This window comes from Fundicoccus sp. Sow4_D5 (assembly GCF_052116365.1).
Taxonomy (GTDB): domain Bacteria; phylum Bacillota; class Bacilli; order Lactobacillales; family Aerococcaceae; genus Fundicoccus.
Map to the genome: position 1 here is coordinate 122,605 of NZ_JBQKLF010000002.1, position 19,270 is coordinate 141,874.

Annotated in this window: 13 protein-coding genes; 8 read left to right on the forward strand and 5 right to left on the reverse strand. The window is 41.6% G+C overall.

The features are described from left to right. Window positions 1-687: 687 nt before the first annotated feature. From ACTQ45_RS04905 to ACTQ45_RS04925, 5 genes are all read left to right on the forward strand, one after another. Window positions 688-2,181 (forward strand): glycoside hydrolase family 43 protein, encoded by a 1,494-nt coding sequence (locus tag ACTQ45_RS04905; RefSeq protein ID WP_441763096.1) that lies wholly within the window; start codon window positions 688-690, stop codon window positions 2,179-2,181. 15 nt (window positions 2,182-2,196) lie between these two features. Next, on the forward strand, window positions 2,197-3,102 hold the full coding sequence (locus ACTQ45_RS04910) for an ROK family protein (RefSeq protein ID WP_441763097.1): 906 nt from the start codon (window positions 2,197-2,199) through the stop codon (window positions 3,100-3,102). Beyond that, window positions 3,103-4,575 (forward strand): glycoside hydrolase family 1 protein, encoded by a 1,473-nt coding sequence (locus tag ACTQ45_RS04915; RefSeq protein WP_441763098.1) that lies wholly within the window; start codon window positions 3,103-3,105, stop codon window positions 4,573-4,575. It begins immediately after the preceding gene. Between the two features lie 107 nt (window positions 4,576-4,682). Then, entirely contained in the window at window positions 4,683-6,986 is a 2,304-nt protein-coding gene (yicI, locus tag ACTQ45_RS04920; RefSeq protein ID WP_441763099.1) for an alpha-xylosidase, read from the forward strand. Between the two features lie 13 nt (window positions 6,987-6,999). Further along, complete coding sequence (locus ACTQ45_RS04925; protein WP_441751528.1) at window positions 7,000-9,027, forward strand: beta-galactosidase; 2,028 nt, start codon at window positions 7,000-7,002, stop codon at window positions 9,025-9,027. 172 nt (window positions 9,028-9,199) lie between these two features. On the opposite strand, the gene ACTQ45_RS04930 is transcribed toward ACTQ45_RS04925, so the two are convergent. The 4 genes from ACTQ45_RS04930 to ACTQ45_RS04945 form a co-directional block, all read right to left on the reverse strand. Further along, on the reverse strand, window positions 9,200-9,790 hold the full coding sequence (locus tag ACTQ45_RS04930) for a cob(I)yrinic acid a,c-diamide adenosyltransferase (RefSeq protein WP_441763100.1): 591 nt from the start codon (window positions 9,788-9,790) through the stop codon (window positions 9,200-9,202). 78 nt (window positions 9,791-9,868) lie between these two features. Continuing rightward, window positions 9,869-12,466, reverse strand: coding sequence for a vitamin B12-dependent ribonucleotide reductase (locus tag ACTQ45_RS04935; RefSeq protein ID WP_441763101.1), 2,598 nt, complete (start codon window positions 12,464-12,466; stop codon window positions 9,869-9,871). Window positions 12,467-12,884: 418 nt separating this feature from the next. After that, complete coding sequence (locus ACTQ45_RS04940; RefSeq protein ID WP_441751522.1) at window positions 12,885-13,538, reverse strand: 3-oxoacid CoA-transferase subunit B; 654 nt, start codon at window positions 13,536-13,538, stop codon at window positions 12,885-12,887. Window positions 13,539-13,540: 2 nt separating this feature from the next. Then, window positions 13,541-14,266, reverse strand: a complete 726-nt coding sequence (locus tag ACTQ45_RS04945) for a CoA transferase subunit A (RefSeq protein ID WP_441763102.1) — start codon at window positions 14,264-14,266, stop codon at window positions 13,541-13,543. Between the two features lie 272 nt (window positions 14,267-14,538). On the opposite strand from ACTQ45_RS04945, the gene ACTQ45_RS04950 reads away from it, so the two are divergent. The 3 genes from ACTQ45_RS04950 (at window position 14,539) to ACTQ45_RS04960 (ending at window position 18,009) form a co-directional block, all read left to right on the forward strand. Continuing rightward, window positions 14,539-15,006, forward strand: a complete 468-nt coding sequence (locus tag ACTQ45_RS04950; RefSeq protein ID WP_441751518.1) for a CtsR family transcriptional regulator — start codon at window positions 14,539-14,541, stop codon at window positions 15,004-15,006. A 12-nt stretch (window positions 15,007-15,018) separates the two neighbouring features. Next, window positions 15,019-17,502, forward strand: coding sequence for an ATP-dependent Clp protease ATP-binding subunit (locus tag ACTQ45_RS04955; protein ID WP_441751516.1), 2,484 nt, complete (start codon window positions 15,019-15,021; stop codon window positions 17,500-17,502). 162 nt (window positions 17,503-17,664) lie between these two features. Continuing rightward, complete coding sequence (locus ACTQ45_RS04960) at window positions 17,665-18,009, forward strand: hypothetical protein (protein ID WP_441763103.1); 345 nt, start codon at window positions 17,665-17,667, stop codon at window positions 18,007-18,009. A 355-nt stretch (window positions 18,010-18,364) separates the two neighbouring features. Here the strand turns inward: ACTQ45_RS04960 and ACTQ45_RS04965 are convergent, their stop codons facing one another. Continuing rightward, window positions 18,365-19,246 carry a PucR family transcriptional regulator gene (locus tag ACTQ45_RS04965; protein ID WP_441751512.1) on the reverse strand — a complete coding sequence of 294 codons (882 nt, stop codon included), beginning with the start codon at window positions 19,244-19,246 and terminating at the stop codon, window positions 18,365-18,367. Between the last annotated feature and the right edge of the window lie 24 nt (window positions 19,247-19,270).

Genomic DNA, 19,270 nt, shown 5'->3' on the forward strand with positions numbered 1-19,270 from the left:
CTTCAAGTTTAAATAACTAAGGACACTAGGTGTAAAATATGAAAAATTTGTTACTGAAATTTCACGTGGAGGCTTCGGCAGAAAATTTTTAAGTTTTAACGTGTTGACTGGGCATTTGAGTCGACACGTTAACCCTTCTAACGTGTTAACTCAAACCTCGAGTCGACACATTAGAATTGAATTTTGGCGAAATATGAAGATTTTCAGAGAATATCCCTGGATGTGATGGCGTTTCACATTGAATCCTCACCCAGCCAGTAGGAACTTGTTTTAACGTGTGACTGGGCATTTGAGTCACACATTAGAAGTGGATTTTGGCGAAATGTGAAGATTTGCAGGGAAAACACGAAAATTGGCCTCCTGACACCCAAGCACCCACCCACCTTCACCTCCAAAGCACTATTTACAAAGCAAGCCCCCCAAACTGCACCAATCATTTTATTCCCAATCACACACTTCCAACTCACCATCCCAATCCCTCCACCACCAACTATTTTCCCATCCCCATCATTCATTCACCAAAAAGGCTAAATAGCTAATTTTTAGGGTAAGAAGTCTAATTTAGACGTTCAAACTGAAAACGGTATCAAATAGACTTATAGTGAAGTGTCATGTCGGAAGAACAAACAGTTTAACTGCTCATTTAGAGAAATTGAAGAGAGTTAGTGATGAAGAGGAGCCTTAGATATGAAGTATGAAAACCCAGTAATCCGTGGTTTTAATCCGGATCCAAGTATTTGTAGAGTGGGCGAGGATTTTTATCTTGCGACCAGTACGTTTGAATATTTTCCAGGTATCCCCATTTTCCATAGTCGCAATCTAGTAGATTGGGAACTGATTGGCCACGGCATCAGTCGTCCAGATCAGTTAACTTTATCGAATGAGATGCCCAATGCCCTAGGGCTGTATGCACCAACCTTACGACACCATAAGGGTAGATTTTACTTATTGTGTACGAATGTGTCGACGCGTGATTATGAGTCAGGGAACTTCCTATTATGGACGGACGATATTCATGGCGAGTGGTCAGATCCAATTTGGCTAGATGTGCCAGGCATCGATCCATCTTTATTTATAGATGATGATGGGACCGTTTACTATAACGGGACTCACCAAGAAATCTATGTGTGTGAACTTGATTTAGAAACTGGACAAACAGGTCCACGCGTGAACATTTGGGCAGGTTCAGGTGGTCGTGATCCAGAAGGGCCTCATATTTACAAAAAAGATGGCTACTACTACTTGTTACTGGCTGAAGGTGGTACGACTTACGAGCATATGATTACGATGGCTCGCAGTCGTCACTTAACCGGACCCTATGAGTCATACGAACACAATCCGGTCTTAACCAACCGCTCACTAGCCAATGAGATTCGAGCAGTAGGACATGCAGATTTATTCCAAGATCAACACGGTGCTTGGTGGTCAGTCTGCTTAGGCATCCGTTCCTTACCGGCTTTCCCAGTGCGACATAACTTGGGACGTGAGGTGTCCTTAACACCTGTCACATGGGAAGAAGGCGAATGGCCAGTCTTTGGAAAGAATGGGACATTGGAGACAGAAATCGAAGCTCAATTACCTGCTTCACGCGAGGATAAGACTGACGAACGGCCGGCGAGTTTCAATGATTTAAATTGGACTTACTTATTTAGTAAAAATGACGAGCTGATTAAAGTAACTCAAGATGGGCAGTTAGAATTATTAGGCAATGAGGTTAACCTAGCGAGCCAAGAAGAAATGGCTTGGTATGGCCGTCGTCAAGAAGAATTTAGCTTTACAGCAACCGCAAGTTTGAAGCTACCAGAACTTGAATTGAATCAAGAAGTGGGTATGACTATTTTTATGAATGCTAAGCATCATTACAACATTGCGGTTAAACGACTTGAGACAGGCAATGTCGTCTTCTCTAATTTACAAATTGGTCCACTAAGCGGAGTTCAAGCACAAACTGCTTACACGGGTGAGTCGATTATTCTACAAATTAGTGGGACACCGAAAGATTATCATATGGCTTACGGAACAGATTTAGATAACTTGACGCAATTAGGTCAAGCAGAGGTGAAATATCTAACGACTGAAGTCGGTGGTGCCTTTACTGGCAACTTCCTAGCTCTTTATGCTAGTGGGAATGGTCAGCAGAGTCAAACACCTGTCACAGTCGAGTGGTTTACTTATCAGTAGTTGGAGGGGTTAAGCATGGTTTATGTATGCTTTGATATTGGAGGAACACTCATTAAGCACGCTGTCTATAGTATAGACGGGCAATTACAAGCAAGTGGCGACTACCAAACGCCGCTAAGTTCAAAGGACTATTTTTATCAAAGGCTTGTTGAACAAATTAAACTGTATGAGGAAACTTATACGATTGCCGGGATTGGGCTGAGTATGCCAGGTTTTATTGATCCTAAAAGGGGGCATGCTTTAACGGCTGGGGCTTTATATGAACTGTATGATGAAGATATTCTTGCCGGGATTCAAGCTGGTCTGGATAAAACTTATCCAATGGCGATTGAAAATGATGCAAATTGTGCTGCTTTAGCAGAACAAATGAGTGGTCATGCGGTTGGTCTGGAGAATTTTTTGTTAATTACGATTGGCACTGGTATTGGAGGGGCGATCGTTTTAAATGGTCAACTTTACCGGGGGAATACCTTTAGGGCTGGTGAGTTTGGGCAGATGCATATCGATGTGTCGAAGAATCCTTACACAACAACGCACGAATTAGCGGCCACGAGTGCGCTAGTGAAAGCTTATAAAGTCCACAAGCAATTAGCCGAGAGTGTCCATGTGGATGCCAGAGATATCTTGTCAGAAATGGCAACCAACGCTGCGGTCAAGGAAGTCTTTGATCAATGGCTCGCTTATTTGGCCGCCGTTATTTTTAATGCATCGACTTTCTTTAATCCAGAGAAGATTCTATTAGGTGGTGGCATTAGTGCTAATCCTGATTTGCTTCCTGCCATTGAAGCGCAATTAAATAAAGACCCAAGTTGGGAGGGCATGCGTTGTCAGCTATTGGCTTGTAAATATTATAACGAAGCGGGCTTGCGAGGTGCGTTAGGTCTGATCAAACAAGCAACGGAATTAAGAGAGGAGCATTAAATGTTTTACGATACACTGGATGAATTTCCAAAAGATTTTCTCTGGGGAGCTGCATCGGCAGCCTATCAAGTGGAAGGTGCCTTCGACACAGATGGTAAAGGGCCTTCTATCTGGGATAGTTTTTCAAAAATTCCAGGCAAAACCTTTATGGGAACCAATGGTGATGTAGCGGTTGCTCATTATCACCGTTACAAAGAGGATGTCGCCTTGATGGCAGAGATGGGGCTAAAAGCTTACCGTTTTTCAGTGGCTTGGTCACGTGTCGTTCCAGATGGTGAAGGGCCTGTTAATCCAGCTGGCTTGCAATTTTATATTGACTTAGTAGATGAACTCATTCAACACGGCGTTGAACCTGTGCTGACCCTTTATCACTGGGACTTGCCACAAGCCCTGCAGGATAAATATGGCGGTTGGGAGTCGCGTGAATTGATACCGGCCTTTAAAGAATATTGCCGGATTTTGTTTGAAGCATTAGGCGATAAAGTGAAGTACTGGGTAACCTTTAATGAACAAAATGTCTTTACAGCGATGGGATATCGTTGGGAAAGTCATCCACCAAATGTGTCAGATTTAAAACGGATGTATCAAGCCAATCATGTCATTAATTTAGCGAATGCGGCAGCTATTCAGCTGTTTCATGACTTAGTACCGCAAGGAAAGATTGGCCCAAGTTTTGGCTATGGTCCGACTTACGCTTTGAATGCTCGTCCAGAGAATATTCTGGCAGCAGTCAACAGTCATGAAGCCAATAATCGTTGGTGGATGGATGTTTATTGTAAAGGAACCTATCCTAAATTTATGTATAAACAATTGAGTCGTTTAGGGATTGCACCAGAAGTGACAGCCGCCGATCATGACTTATTAACGAGTGCCAAACCAGATTTCTTAGGGATTAACTACTATCACGGCGGTACTGTTCGTGAAAACCGCATCGAGAATACGAGCGAGACGGATGTAGTGAAGAAAGAGTTCTCTGCCATTGATCCTTACTTAATGCAACCCAAAGAAGAACAAGCACAGTCACCGGAAGTCCCAATGTTTGAAGCCGTGTCTAATCCACATTTGAAAACAACTGACTGGGGTTGGGAGATTGATCCTGTTGGCTTTAGAGTTGCTCTGCGAGAAGTCTATGCAGAATATGACTTGCCTATTTTTGTTACTGAAAATGGCTTAGGAGCCATTGATGTGTTAGAAGAAGACGGTTCGATTCAAGACGATGGCCGTATTGAGTATTTAAAAGCGCATATTTTGGAAGTCCAAAAAGCAATGACAGATGGTGTAGAGATGATCGGTTACTGTGCGTGGTCATTCACCGATTTATTAAGTTGGTTGAACGGCTATAAGAAACGTTACGGCTTTGTGTACGTTAATCGAGATGAAGCCAGTGAAAAAAATTTAGCGCGGATACCTAAGAAGAGTTTCTATTGGTATCAAGACTTGATTGCCACGAACGGCGCAAATCTCAATCAATAAAGCTCAATCAGCAAATCCCAACAATAAATCTCAACTAATAAAGCACAACCAACAAATTTCAACAACAAATAAAGAAAAAAATTAAACCGAAAGAAAGAGGGAATTAAATGAAGTATTCAAATGGTGGATGGTTATTTAAAGACGGCTATGAAGTGAGCTTTCCAGCCCATGTTTATACGACGCGTTCAACGGAAGAGACGCTAATTTTATATGCACCTTTCAAATATACGAGCCATAAAGGCATGTCCTTAGATGGTGGTATGATGACAATTGAAGTGACAGCACCACGTCCAAATATTATTGGCGTCAAAGCCTATCATCATAAAGGTGCGATCAATCATGGACCAGATTTCGAATTGTATAAGGATTTAGTAGAGGCTGAAATTTCAGAAACTGACGAGGCTTATGTCTTTTCGAATGGTGATTTATCACTTGAAGCAAGTAAAGGTGAAGGTTTCAACTTAAAGTTCTTATATAAAGGCAAGTTATTAACTGAAAGTAAACCTCGCGGCCAAGCTTATGTGATCGATGATAAGCAACAAGCACATATTAGTGACCAATTAGAGATTGGTGTTGGAGAATTAATTTATGGCTTGGGCGAGCGCTTTTCACCCTTCGTAAAAAATGGTCAAACAGTTGATATTTGGAACGAAGATGGTGGAACAGGCACGGAACAAGCTTATAAAAACATTCCCTTCTATATTAGTAACCGTGGTTATGGTGTGTTCGTTGACTCGCCGGATAAAGTGAGTTTTGAAGTAGCCAGTGAGAAAGTATCGAAAGTTCAATTCAGCGTGCCAGGCGAAACGATGCAGTATTACATCATTGCGGGGGACGACTTAAAAGAAGTTTTACAACATTATACATCCTTTACAGGTAAACCAGCTTTCCCACCAGCTTGGTCATACGGCTTATGGTTAAGTACATCTTTCCTAACGGACTATGATGAAGAGACGGTCACACAATTTGTGGATGGCATGAGCGAGCGTGATATTCCCTTAGAAGTCTTCCACTTTGACTGTTTGTGGATGGAAGAATTTGAGTGGAGTAACTTTACGTGGGACGAACGTACCTTCCCAGACCCAGAAAAAATGTTAGCTCGCTTGAAAGACAAAGGGCTGAAAATTTGTGTCTGGATCAACCCTTATGTAGGTCAAAAATCACCGATGTTCGAAGAGGGCATGGAGCATGGTTACTTTATTAAACGTGCCAATGGCGATGTTTGGCAATGGGATAAATGGCAAGCAGGTCTGGCAGTTGTCGACTTTACAAACCCAGCAGCTGTCAAATGGTACCGTGACAAGTTGAGTGCTTTAATAGATATGGGCGTGGATAGCTTTAAGACCGACTTCGGTGAGCGAATTCCAGTAGACTGTGTCTATCACGATGGCTCAGATCCACACCGTATGCACAACTACTATACGCAATTATATAACCAAATTGTCTTTGATTTATTAGTTGAACGACGTGGTGAAAAAGAAGCCGTCTTATTCGCTCGTTCAGCCACAGTCGGTGGTCAAAAATTCCCTGTTCACTGGGGTGGTGACAGTACGTCGGATTACCCTTCAATGGCTGAATCATTACGAGCCGGTTTATCCTTCGGGATGAGTGGCTTTGGTTACTGGAGTCATGATATTGGTGGCTTCGAATCAGGCTGTACACCGGATTTATATAAACGTTGGACACAGTTTGGTTTACTATCCTCTCACAGCCGTTACCACGGTAGCTGGGATTATAAAGTGCCATGGTTATATGGGGATGAGGCAGTTGATGTCGCGCGTAAATTTACTAAATTAAAATTAAGTCTCATGCCGTATCTTATTAAAGAGTCGACTTACACGCATGAAACAGGTGTGCCAATGATGCGTTCGATGGTCTTGGAATTCCCAGAAGACTTAGCCACACACACACTCGACCGTCAATACATGCTAGGTGAAGAGTTATTAGTCGCACCGATCTTCAACGAAGAAGGTCACGTTGATTTCTACGTACCTGAGGGCAAATGGACAAATTACTTAACAAATGAAGTGTATGAAGGGCAAAGATTCTATGACCAAACATATGACTACATGACCTTACCACTACTTGTTAAGCCGAATACCCTATTAGCTGAAGGTAATGTGGACAACCAAGCCGAATATGACTATGCCGATGGCGTTACCTTACATGTCTTTGAATTAGCAGAAGGTGCGCAAGCACAAACGGCGATCTATACAAAAGATGGGGACTTAATATCCGAAGTTAAAGCAAGTCGCCAAGACAATACCTTGACGATTGATGCACCAGGCTTAACAAACTTCAATGTCTTGTTGCGTAATATTTCAGATGTTTCAGGTGTTGACGCGCAAGCACACGACCTAGGCGTATTAATCAGTGACCTAGCAACAAACGTCAGCATCACATTAAATTAATTGGGAGGCAGGCATGACAAAACAACTTTTTGATCGAATGATTTTTGGTGGAGATTATAATCCGGGCCAATGGCCGCGTGAGGTTTGGGATGAAGATATGCGCATGTTTAAAAAAGCGCATATTAATTCAGCGACTGTAAACGTCTTTTCTTGGGCGAAATTACAACCTTCTGAAGCAGTGTATGACTTTTCAGAGTTAGATGACATAATGGCAATGCTTGAAAAAGAGAATTATGATATTGTCTTAGGTACATCCACAGCAGCTATGCCTGCTTGGATGTCCCGTAAATATCCAGATGTGAACCGGACCGATTTCTATGGGCGCGAGCATAAGTATGGTCATCGTCACAATCATTGCCCGAACAGTCCAACCTTTCAGAAATATGCGGAGCGTTTAGTCTCCAAAATTGCTGAACGTTACGGCGATAGCCCACACCTTAAAGTGTGGCACATCTCCAACGAATACAATACAGAATGTTACTGTGATAACTGTGCCAAAGAGTTCCGTGTCTGGTTACAGGAAAAATACGAGACAATTGAAGCAGTCAATGAAGCTTGGAACATGGATTTCTGGAGTCATACCTTATACGACTTTGACGACATCGTGCCACCGAACTATTTAGGTGACGGCATTAGTGATACCATGACTGCCTTTGCGGGGCTTGCGGTTGACTATAAACGCTTCCAATCCGATAGTTTACTCAATAACTTTATTATGGAACGTGAAGCCATCCGTCGCTATGACAAAGAAACACCTGTCACGACGAACATGATGGGCGCTTATAAAGGCTTAGATTATTTCAAATGGGCGAAAGAAATGGACATTGTATCTTGGGATAGTTACCCAAGCTATGAACCAGACTGGGCGCATGTGTCGATGATGCATGATTTGATGCGTGGTGTTAAAGACGGCCAAAGCTTTATGTTAATGGAACAAACACCTAGTCAACAAAACTGGCAACCTTATAACTCGCTGAAAGCCCCTGGCCGTATGCGTGTGCAAAGTTACCATACGATTGCCCATGGTGCCGATTCGGTTCAATACTTCCAACTGCGTCGTTCAAAAGGTGGCTGTGAGAAATTCCACGGTGCTGTCATTGAACACGTTGGTCATGAAGACACACGAGTCTTTCGTGAAGTGGCTCAATTAGGGCAGGAATTGGAAGCTTTAGGCGACCAATTAATCGGTGCGCGTTCAGACTCTAAAGTCGGTATTTTATTCGACTGGGATAACTACTGGGCATTTGAATTTACCAGTGGACCCAACGTTGACTTATACTATGTTAATCAAGTCCAACACTACTATAACGCCTTGTATAAAAAACAAGTCCAAGTCGACATCCTCCATATGGATTCAGACTTCTCTAACTATGACGTGATTCTAGCGCCGGTTTTATACATGGTCAAAGAAGGCGTTGCTGAAAAATTAGAAAAATTTGTTGAAGCAGGCGGTAGTTTCCTGACAACATTCATGAGTGGAATCGTTGATCAAAGCGACAACGTGCACTTAGGTGGCTACCCAGGACCGCTACGAAAATTGCTTGGCCTATGGGTAGAAGAAATTGATGCGTTAGCACCTAATGCAGCCAATGCGATTACGAGTGCCTCTGACGCGATCCAGTCAGCCGACTACAAAGGTAGCCTCGTCAGCGACCTGATTCACCTTGAAGGTGCTGAAAGTCTAGCGAACTATGATAGCAATTGGTATGCCGGCATGCCAGCAGTTACAAAACATCATTTTGGTAAAGGGACTGCCTACTATATCGGCACCCAGGCAGATGACGATTTAACGGCACACGTCGTTCAATTATTATTAAATGACCAAAACATTGCGACATTAGAAGATGTACCAGAAGGTGTTGAAGTGACGGCTCGCCGCAAAGATGGCACAGAGTTTGTCTTTATCATGAATCACAATGACACAGCCATCAGCACAAACTTAGCCTATGAAGGTTACACAGACCTATTGACAGGCGAACAGTTAACAAACGATTTAGAATTAAAAGGCTTCGATGTAAAAATCGCTGTCAAAGACAAGTAATTCCCGGTCTCATTAGGCCACTAAATATTTTTGCGAATACACACACACAGCAAATACCCGCTACAGCTTTCTCCCCAAGGAAGCTGTAGCGGGTATTTTGTGGTCTTTCTGTCTTTTTAATGGTGGCCAAGCAAAGGAAACGCGAAAGCTAGCGGACTATTTTGCCTGTGGCTTACTTAGGAATTTGGTCTTTGGTTAAGTCATTATGGAAGACTTTGCCGCTGCGCTCGTATAAAACGTCCTTGACGCCGAGGCGGTGGTTGGCCAGGCGGGCCAGGGCGAAAAAGTAATCCGAGAGGCGGTTGAGAAATTTCTGGCAGGCAGGGTTGATGGCCTGCTTTTGCTGCAGCGTCACGGTGCAACGCTCAGCGCGTCGAGTGACAGTGCGGGCCAAATGAATCAGGGCCGCCAGCGAACTTCCGCCGGGCAAAATGAATGATTCGATAACCGGTGGGATGTCGCTGTAAGCATCAATGCGACTTTCGAGCCAAGTCACGTGCTCACTCGTCATGCGAAAAGGGTAGCGCTCAGAAGCTCCAGGCGTCGCCAAATCATTGCTGCAGTCAAACAGATATTGTTGGATCGCCATAATTTCAGTCTGCAGCTCCGGCCACAGATCGCCGTGAGCAGCCACCATGCCGAGAATACTGTTCAATTCGTCGACCGTCCCATAGGCTTCGACTTGCGCACTGTTTTTATGGACAGATTTTCCGCCAATAATTCGGGTCGTTCCATGATCACCCGTTCGTGTGTAAAGTTGCATCATTCTTCCTCCTTGCTTTGCTATAAAAAAAGCTAGACCACTTTGAAAAGGGTCTAGCGAGAGTTTACTTAGTTGACTCTACAGGCCACAACGTAACTGAGCGTTACAATTGATACATGTGTTACAGCCGCCGATATCTTCTACGACACCTTGGCGACAGATAGGACACGTATCGCCCACTTCTGAACCGTAAACCACGTCATCTGTATGACCTTTCGTTAAGTAATGTTCTGTTTCAGCTAATTGAACTAATTGACGCAATTCGTTTTTATCATCGACAATGCGCGTTTCTTCCATTTCGAATAATTCGATGTGATCCACTTCGTTTTCTTCCGCGGCTAGAGTGAGGACTTGTGAGTCACGGGAACCGTCCACATAAACCGTTCCACCTTTAGCGCCACCTTTATAAAGTCTTTCGTATACTTTCTCAACTTGAGAAACAGTATAACCTTTAGGGGCATTAACCGTTTTAGAAATCGAGCTATCCACCCAATATTGAATGGTGGTTTGTGTATCAACGTGAGCTTCGGGAGCTAATTCCATCGCTGAAATGAAGTACTCCGGTAAATTGTTTTCATCCACTTCAGGATGAGCAGTTAAATATTCAGAAACGATATCCGCATTCACTTCAATGAATTTACCTAGACGACCACTTCTGAAATATTTAAAGGCAAAATAGGGCTCTAAACCAGTCGCTACGCCGACCATTGTTCCTGTACTACCTGTTGGCGCAACAGTCAGTAAATGAGAGTTACGGATACCATGTGCTAAGATCCCTTCACGGATGTGAGCAGGCATTTTTTGCATGTAGCCAGTTTCAACGAAGCGTTGACGTAATGCTTGTGTTTCTTGGTCGGTTTCACCAATTAAGAATGGGAAGCTGCCTTTTTCTTTGGCTAATTCAATCGATGTTTCGTAAGCTGTAATGGCCATAGTCTCAAAGACGTCGTTAACGATTTGGTTACCTTCTTTTGAACCGTATAGGCTCTGTGTATAGATCAATAAGTCAGCCAAGCCCATCACGCCTAAACCAATACGACGTTCACCTAGCGCTTGTTTTTGGTTAGCTTCTAAGAAGTAAGGCGTCGCATCGATGACGTTATCTTGCATACGCACACCAACACGAACGGTTTCTTTTAATTTCTCAAAATCTACCGTGTGATTTTCTTTATCGGCCATGTTGGCCAAGTTGACAGCTGCTAAGTTACACACAGAATAAGGTGCTAAAGGTTGTTCCCCGCAAGGATTTGTTGCGACAACTTTTTGACCGTATGCTTTAGCATTGGTGTCTTTGTTGGCATTATCAATAAAGAAGATACCAGGTTCAGCTGAGTAAGTCGCACAAATATTGATTAACTTCCATAATTCACGGGCACGAATTGTACGGTAAGTTTTAACCGCGTAACCGTCTGTTTCCCATTCACGTACGTCACCAACCACTGGCCAGTCCGTGTTATAAGCTGACATTTCTTCCTTAGAGTAGTTTTCAACATCTGGGAATCTTAATTGCCAGTCAGCATCTTCTTCGATGGCTCGCATGAAGTCATCCGTTAAAGTCACTGAAATATTCGCTCCAGTCAAGAAGTCTGGATTATGGACGCTATAAGTTCCGCCATCGCGAATTTTAGCTTCGGCTTCCGCAATGTTGCTTTCAGTGAAACCACCACGACCTGGGAAGTTTTTATAACGTACAATATTTTCAAACATTTCAATTTCTGACATTGAGAAAGGTGAGAATTTTAACTTTTCTTCTGCCAGGCGTTGAATTTGTTCGTCTTTGGATTGTTCAATCAAGTAACGTAACACTCGAGGATTTTGCATTTTTGAGATAATAAATTCAATAATATCTGGATGCCAATCTGCTAGCATAATCATTTGGGCACCGCGACGGCTACCACCTTGCTCAACCAAGTGCGTTAATTGCGCGATATCATCCAACCATGAAACTGAACCAGAAGATTTACCATTAACCCCACGAGCTAGGGTATTACGTGGACGTAAAGTTGAACCGTTCGTCCCCACCCCACCACCACGTGACATGATTTCCATCACTTCTTTACGGTGATCTGAAATCCCTTCGCGTGAATCCGGTACGAAAGGCATCACATAACAGTTAAAGTAAGTCACATCTGTTTCTGAACCAGCTCCGTATAACACACGACCAGCAGGCACAAAGTTCATGCTCATTAATTGCTCGTAGAATTTATCAAAGGACGTTGCACGGTCTGCTTGGGTTGTTTCTGTCGCTGCTAAACCACGGGCATTTCTTTTAGCGATTTGTTCATAATAAACTTCTAAAGGCTTATCCAAAGTGTCAATATGACGGGTCACAAGACCGCTTTCTTTTTCTTGTGTCTCTTCTAAAGAACCACGGTATTCTTCTTCTAACCAAATCACTGCTTCATTGCGTTCGAAATTTAACTGTTGAACAATCCCAATCCCGCGTGCAGGATATTTAGGATCTGCTTTAACCGTTAACACAACTAAATCGCCAGGAGCTAAAGTAGTTTTGGCCGAATCTTTAAAGGCGTAACGATCGAGCATCACCATACGCGAAACACCTTTATGCGTAATTTGCATGTCATCGGTCATCGGAAAAATCTGAGGAAACTGTTCAATATCTTTGTTTAATTGAGCTTGATCCCACTCAATGTATTTTTTAATTTCTGTAGCCATCCTATCATTACCCCTTTATTTACTGAAATATCAACTTTAAGACAACAACGTGTATTCTTATAGATGAATTGCCATATATTGTGTTAAAAGAAAAGAACCACCACAATATATGGTGGTTCATTTGTCATCTAGTTTAAACTAAATCAATCTGATTAGCTAGTCTAACACACAATTTATACAATTACTTAACTATTAAAAGTTTAGAAAAACAAACACATACTCTAGTTGCTTAAAAAATCGTCTGTCTTATAATGACTTAACTTAATTAGTCTAACATCGAAACTATTAACTTACTAGGGGGAAAATTGGGTAAATAAAAGACCCGTGTAAATGTTCGATGCCATCACTGAAACAGTGAGTTTTCAGGCGTCTTACATTTGCACGGGTTGGAATAAAAATTAAGTTAACCTATGTAATATTAAGAGAAGAACTCTTTAATATCTTCAGAAACAACCACTTCACCAGCTGTTTTCTCTAAAATTTCTTCCACAGTTACGCCAGGAGCGTGTTCTGTTAAGTAGAATTTACCGTCTTTGATTTCAAAAACTGCTAATTCAGTGATCACCATGTCAACTGCATTGGCTGCAGATAATGGTAAAGTACACTCAGTTAATAATTTAGAGTTACCTTTTTTATCAGTATGTTGAATTGAAGCAATAACTTTTTTAGCGCCAACTAATAAATCCATCGCGCCACCCATACCTGGAGCCATTACACCTGGAACCATCCAGTTAGCAATGTTACCAGCTTGGTCTACTTCTAATGCACCTAAAACAGTGACATCAACGTGTCCACCACGAATAATTGCAAATGAAGTTTGTAAATCAAATGTTGAAGCACCAGGTAATAAAGTGATTGGTGCGCCCCCTGAGTTACCATAGTCTGGTGTTAATGTGTCTTTTGTTGGTGTAGCACCAAAACGAAGCGCACCATTCTCTGCTTGTAAAATAACGTTTACGCCGTCAGGAATATAATTTGCTGAAGCGTTAGGGATACCAAAACCTAAGTTAACGATATCTCCATCTTTAAATTCTTGTCCAATACGACGAGCAATCAATTCTTTTGGATTCATTATTATGCTTCTCCTCTCAACATATTGTTTCTACCCCATAATTCACGGTAGTAGTCGTAACGTTCTTCTTCAGTTTGACCTTGAACAATATAGTCTACTAAGATACCAGGAACTGTTACATCCGTTGGTGCGATGTCGCCAACTTCAATAATCTCATCAACTTCCGCAATAACAATCTTAGAAGCTAAAGCTAATTCAACAGAAATTGATTTAGCCGTACCAAAACTATATAAGTTACCATATTTGTCCGCTTTATTTGCTTTAATAAAGGCAACATCTAGGTTAACGGGATCATAGATTAAGTATTCTTGACCATTACGTACAATTTTGTCTTGCTTTTCTTCTTGTAATGTACCGATACCAACTGGAGTGACAACGGCACCAAGACCTGCGCCACCTGCACGAATCATTTCAACAACAGTTCCCATTGGAACGTAATCTACTTCGATTTCACCCGCTAAAAATTGCTTGTTGAACGCTTTTGACGTTCCAGTATGAGCGCCGACAAATTTTTTGATTTGACGGTTTTCCGCTAATTTACCCACATCGTGCTCTTCACCTGGATAACCAGTTACTGGTTGTACTAAAGTTAATTCGTTAGTTCCGGCTTCTACTAAGCCATTAATTAATTCAATCGGTGTCGATACACCTAAGAAACCTGAAGTACCTAAAGAATCACCTTGTTTAACTTTAGCTACGGCTTCTTGGACAGTAATAATCTCTGCCATGAGTTTTCCCCCTTATAAAAAGTTTATATTTGGCCTTTAAATAAAATGACGCATAACGTCAGCGCTTACAATAAACATTCTATGTTGAAACATAAAAATCTGCCACCATCGAAAATTAAAGCGTACTATAAGCTATTCTTATAACTTTTCGAACAAAATAAACCCAGCAATCAAACGGTTCTGATAATGTTGGTCAAAAGACTTCTCAAAAGCGATCCTTTATTGTATAATAGTCAAAGAAAGTCAATGTTAGTGAAAAAGGAGGGGTAACTTTGTCGCAACGTAACATGTCGGACATTATCGAAGCGTATCTAAAAGGTTTTTTACGTAATAATGAGCAATTAGAAATAAAACGCAGCGATGTAGCCGAACGCTTTGACTGCGTCCCTTCACAAATCAATTATGTCATTAATACGCGCTTTACCCAAGAACATGGTTACATGGTCGAAAGTAAACGTGGTGGTGGAGGCTACATTCGCATATTTAAAATTCGTGTCGTGGATGAAGTGGATCACATTGACCAAATGATTGAATTAATTGGTAGCCAAATCAATCAACGAAATGGCATCAATTTGGTTGAGACGTTGATAGATTCTGGTATAATTACTCAACGTGAAGGTACCTTGATTTTATCGGTCATAGAAAAATCAGTATTGCACAGTATCTCAAGCCAAGAACAATCTGCCAGAGCCATGTTGCTCAAAACTTTCTTAGTACAACTAAGATATACAATAAAGTAAGAGGTGAAATGAATGTTTGAAGAACTATTTACAGAGAGTGCCCGTCAAGTCATGATATACGCAGCTGAACAAGCGTATTATTTAAGACATCAAGCGGTAGGCACAGAACATATTCTTTTAGGACTAGCCCGTGAAGAACAAGGAATTGCTGGAAAAGCTTTACGCGAGGTGGGTGCCGACTATCAATCACTATTGATGGAGCTTGAAATAATTCATGGCAAAGTCGTGAATCCGCGCGTCGAAGGCGAAATCGTCATTCCTTATTCACCTAGATCTAAAAAGATTATTATGAATGCATCTAATGACGCCAAACGTCTAGGTGCACCAAAAGTTGGCACAGAACATCTACTATTAGGTATGTTAAAAGAAGAAATTTTAGCAACAGTCTTATTGAAAAATTTAGGCATTAATATAAATGAATTACGCAAAAAAATCTATGAATTAATTGGTATTAATGGCAATAACGAGCGTGCTCAAATGGGTAACAAACGTGGCAATGGCCGCCAAAGAGGTCAACAAGCCGAAACAAGCCAAACACCAACATTAGATTCTGTTGCGCGCGACTTAACACAACTCGCTCGTGATGGCAAACTCGATCCAGTTATTGGTCGTAAAAAAGAAATCCGTCGTATCATCCAAATCATTAGCCGTCGTTCGAAAAACAACCCAGTCCTCGTAGGAGAACCTGGTGTTGGTAAAACAGCGATTGCTGAAGGCTTAGCCCAAAGAATGATTGACGGCGAAGTACCAGAAGATATCGCAAGCAAACGCTTGATGATGTTAGATATGGCATCTTTAGTCGCAGGTACGAAATATCGCGGTGAGTTCGAAGAACGTATGAAGAAGATTATTGAAGAAATTGCAGCCGATGGCCAAGTGATTCTCTTCATTGATGAATTACACACATTAATCGGCGCAGGTGGTGCAGAAGGTGCAATCGATGCATCTAACATCTTGAAACCTGCACTAGCACGTGGAGAAATCCAAACAGTGGGTGCAACAACTTTAGATGAGTACCAAAAGTACATTGAAAAAGATGCTGCTTTAGAACGTCGTTTCTCAAAAGTTCAAATCGATGAACCAACACAAGTCGAATCTATTCAAATTATTGAAGGTCTGAAAAGCAAGTACGAAGATCACCATAAAGTTGAAATTACAGACGAAGCAGTTCAAGCAGCCGTGAAATTAAGTGCACGTTACTTAACAGAGCGTCGTTTACCAGACAAGGCCGTTGATTTAATTGATGAAGCAGCAGCAAAAGTGCGTATCGACGAGTCGATCGTATTATCGTCAGTTGCCAACCTTGAACGTCAATTAGTCGAAGTATCTAAGAAAAAAGAAAAAGCAATTCTTGATCGTAATTTTGAACAAGCAGCTGAATTACGTCAAGAAGAACAAGCAATCGAAACTAATATTCAAAAAGCGACCGAGCAAGAAAAAGACGGTGAATTAGTGAAACATTTAGTGGTGAATGCAAATCACGTGGCAGAAGTCATTGCTTTATCAACAGGTATTCCAGTTAACCAAATGGAATTGGCTGAATCCCAACGATTAGTCCATCTAGAAGCTGAACTACATGAAAGTGTAATCGGCCAAGATAAAGCTGTTCAAGCTGTCGCTCGCGCGATTCGTCGTGCACGAAGTGGTTTGAAGAGTCCCAAACGTCCAATCGGTTCATTCTTATTCCTGGGGCCAACAGGTGTGGGTAAAACGGAATTAGCGAAGACACTTGCTCATTCAATGTTTGGTAGCGAAGATAACATGATTCGTGTTGATATGTCAGAGTACATGGAAAAACACAGTGTTTCTCGCTTGGTAGGTTCACCTCCAGGTTACGTCGGCTATGACGAAGCGGGGCAATTGACTGAGAAAGTTCGTCAAAAACCATACAGCGTCATTCTATTAGATGAGGTTGAAAAAGCCCATCCGGATGTTTTTAATATTTTGTTACAAGTATTTGATGACGGTCATTTAACAGACGGTAAAGGACGTCGCGTAGACTTCCGTAACACAATCATAATTATGACATCAAACTTAGGAGCAACCGCCTTACGTGACGAGAAGTCAGTTGGTTTCGGTGCAGTCTCTTATAAAGATGATCATGATGCAATGGAAAAACGAATCCTTGAAGAAGTGAAACGTGCTTTCCGACCAGAGTTTTTAAACCGTATCGACGAGACAGTTGTCTTCCATGCGTTGACGAAAGAAGAAATTCGCGAAATCGTCAAACTTCAAGCGCAAGAAATTATTCACCGCTTGAATGAGCTTGAAATTGAAGCGCGCGTAACGGATACTGCCGTAGATATTATCGCAGAAGCGGGTTACGATCCAGAATATGGAGCGCGTCCAATCCGCCGTGCCATCCAAAAACAAATTGAAGATGAGCTGAGCGAAATGATGCTGCGAGGCGACATTGAGCTAGGTGATAGTATCACCATCGGTGGCCGTTCAGGTAACATTAATATCAATAATCGTTCGAAACAAAGTTCTAAATAATTAATCTAAACATCAAAGCTTCCTCAAGGCGAATGGTCTTAGAGGGAGTTTTTGTATAGAAACGCAAGAAAAGAGTAAGTGTTTTAAATAGAGGTCTGATAGGGTGTGTGTTATAATTTAATTATAGAAAAATTTAATTTTTTGAAAGTAGGAGGAACAAAGATGAATAGAAAAGGATATATTGCGACGGTTTTACTAGGATCAGCTGCTACAGTGGCTGGATTAGCAGCTTATGTTTACATGAATGATTCAGCACGTGAAAAAGTAGAAGGCATTATTAATCGTGAAAAAGCAAAATCATTTGTAAAACATACTTTAAACGGATCAGATGCCCTTGTTTCAGCTGTTGATAATTTGGATGATGCAGAAATCAACACTTTAATGAAGTTTGCGAATCAAGCAGGCAGCTTAAAGGATAAAACAGGCGATGCGTTTAGTGAAATTATTGATCGTGCGAAAAAGGTAACTTCGGACGCGACATCAAAAGTTTCAGATTACTTCGACTAAGCAAATAGAAAAAGAACCGTGACTAGCGCTGACTAATTAGCGCTAGGCACGGTTTTTTGTGTACCTATAAAGTCTGAAAATTCTCTCATATCATGACGACTCGAGCGACGGATTCTGGAATATGTCTCACATCCTTGTTACTTTCGCGATGATGTGACGCACACAAGAAGGGAAACAAAAGCTATTCTCACACAGCCCTTGCAAAGCTCACACACACCTACATTCAATACATCTTTCTATATACAAGCCACAAAAACAAAAGGTGTCGCTCATCGCGATTTGCGACGATTAAAAATTAAAGCACAGAGATCTTTTATAATCGTCAGGAATGCGAGTGACTGACACCTTATTGTATTTAATTGAGTGCCAAGTAGCAGATAATTAAGTCAGGCAAATGTTGTAAGTTAAAACCAGTCTCTTTAGTAAACTTGTTCATGCGGTAGGTCAAGGTGTTGCGATGAACGAATAAAGCGTCCGCAGCTTGCGTTAAGTTTCCGCGACGCTCGAATAAAGTCCGGATTGTCGCCTCGTATTCAGAATTAGTTAAAATTTGTTGACGTAAATTCGATAGGATTGGCTGTTGAAGCGTTGCTTCATGGCCAATATAAGTTAAGAGACTATCGGATAAAAATTGGATATGATTAAAAACTTCCGACTGAAGCGCCTTATCAAACAAGGCTTGCTCATTTTCATATAACGTTGGCAAGGCCTGTGATACAGTATGAATTTGACCAATAATCCCTCTTGTGGATAACTCAAAATCATCATCTAATGTATTCACGAGGCCCGTGATTTGCGTCATAGCATCGTTTTCTAACTTATCTGAGTCTAGAATGACTAACATGCGTCTTTCGTTCAGCTGAATAACTGTTACGACAGCATCAATTGCATTCGTCAAGGTTTCTCGCCACATCGCATAATCAAACGCATCGGGGCGTTTATAATAATCAAACTGAAGCATCCGAATATGTTCCACACCCGTCGGCATATTCGGATGCTTATGAACTAAAAATTGATACCAACTTTCTTCCAAGTGGGTGGTCAGAAAGTTAGGACTCGCATCGATCGTTTTTTGAGAAAAAATCTTTAACAATTGGAGTTGAGAAGCGTCTAAATCACGAAGAGGAATATAAAGACTGTCCTCATCACAAAGAAAGTGAAAATACTCATCACTATTCGGCACTTTTTTTGGCTTATGCAAACTATTTGGATAGATATTTTTTAATGAATCAATCATATATGTTGTCCTTTCGAGAAACTA

Excerpts from the sequence above, each read along its gene's own strand:
- ACTQ45_RS04955 (WP_441751516.1), top strand. The coding sequence starts at position 15,019 with ATGTTTGAAGAACTATTTACAGAGAGTGCCCGTCAAGTCATGATATAC.
- ACTQ45_RS04930 (WP_441763100.1), bottom strand. The coding sequence starts at position 9,790 with ATGCAACTTTACACACGAACGGGTGATCATGGAACGACCCGAATTATT.
- ACTQ45_RS04965 (WP_441751512.1), bottom strand. The coding sequence starts at position 19,246 with ATGATTGATTCATTAAAAAATATCTATCCAAATAGTTTGCATAAGCCA.
- ACTQ45_RS04905 (WP_441763096.1), top strand. The coding sequence starts at position 688 with ATGAAGTATGAAAACCCAGTAATCCGTGGTTTTAATCCGGATCCAAGT.
- ACTQ45_RS04935 (WP_441763101.1), bottom strand. The coding sequence starts at position 12,466 with ATGGCTACAGAAATTAAAAAATACATTGAGTGGGATCAAGCTCAATTA.
- ACTQ45_RS04910 (WP_441763097.1), top strand. The coding sequence starts at position 2,197 with ATGGTTTATGTATGCTTTGATATTGGAGGAACACTCATTAAGCACGCT.
- ACTQ45_RS04960 (WP_441763103.1), top strand. The coding sequence starts at position 17,665 with ATGAATAGAAAAGGATATATTGCGACGGTTTTACTAGGATCAGCTGCT.
- ACTQ45_RS04940 (WP_441751522.1), bottom strand. The coding sequence starts at position 13,538 with ATGAATCCAAAAGAATTGATTGCTCGTCGTATTGGACAAGAATTTAAA.
- ACTQ45_RS04945 (WP_441763102.1), bottom strand. The coding sequence starts at position 14,266 with ATGGCAGAGATTATTACTGTCCAAGAAGCCGTAGCTAAAGTTAAACAA.
- yicI (WP_441763099.1), top strand. The coding sequence starts at position 4,683 with ATGAAGTATTCAAATGGTGGATGGTTATTTAAAGACGGCTATGAAGTG.
- ACTQ45_RS04915 (WP_441763098.1), top strand. The coding sequence starts at position 3,103 with ATGTTTTACGATACACTGGATGAATTTCCAAAAGATTTTCTCTGGGGA.
- ACTQ45_RS04925 (WP_441751528.1), top strand. The coding sequence starts at position 7,000 with ATGACAAAACAACTTTTTGATCGAATGATTTTTGGTGGAGATTATAAT.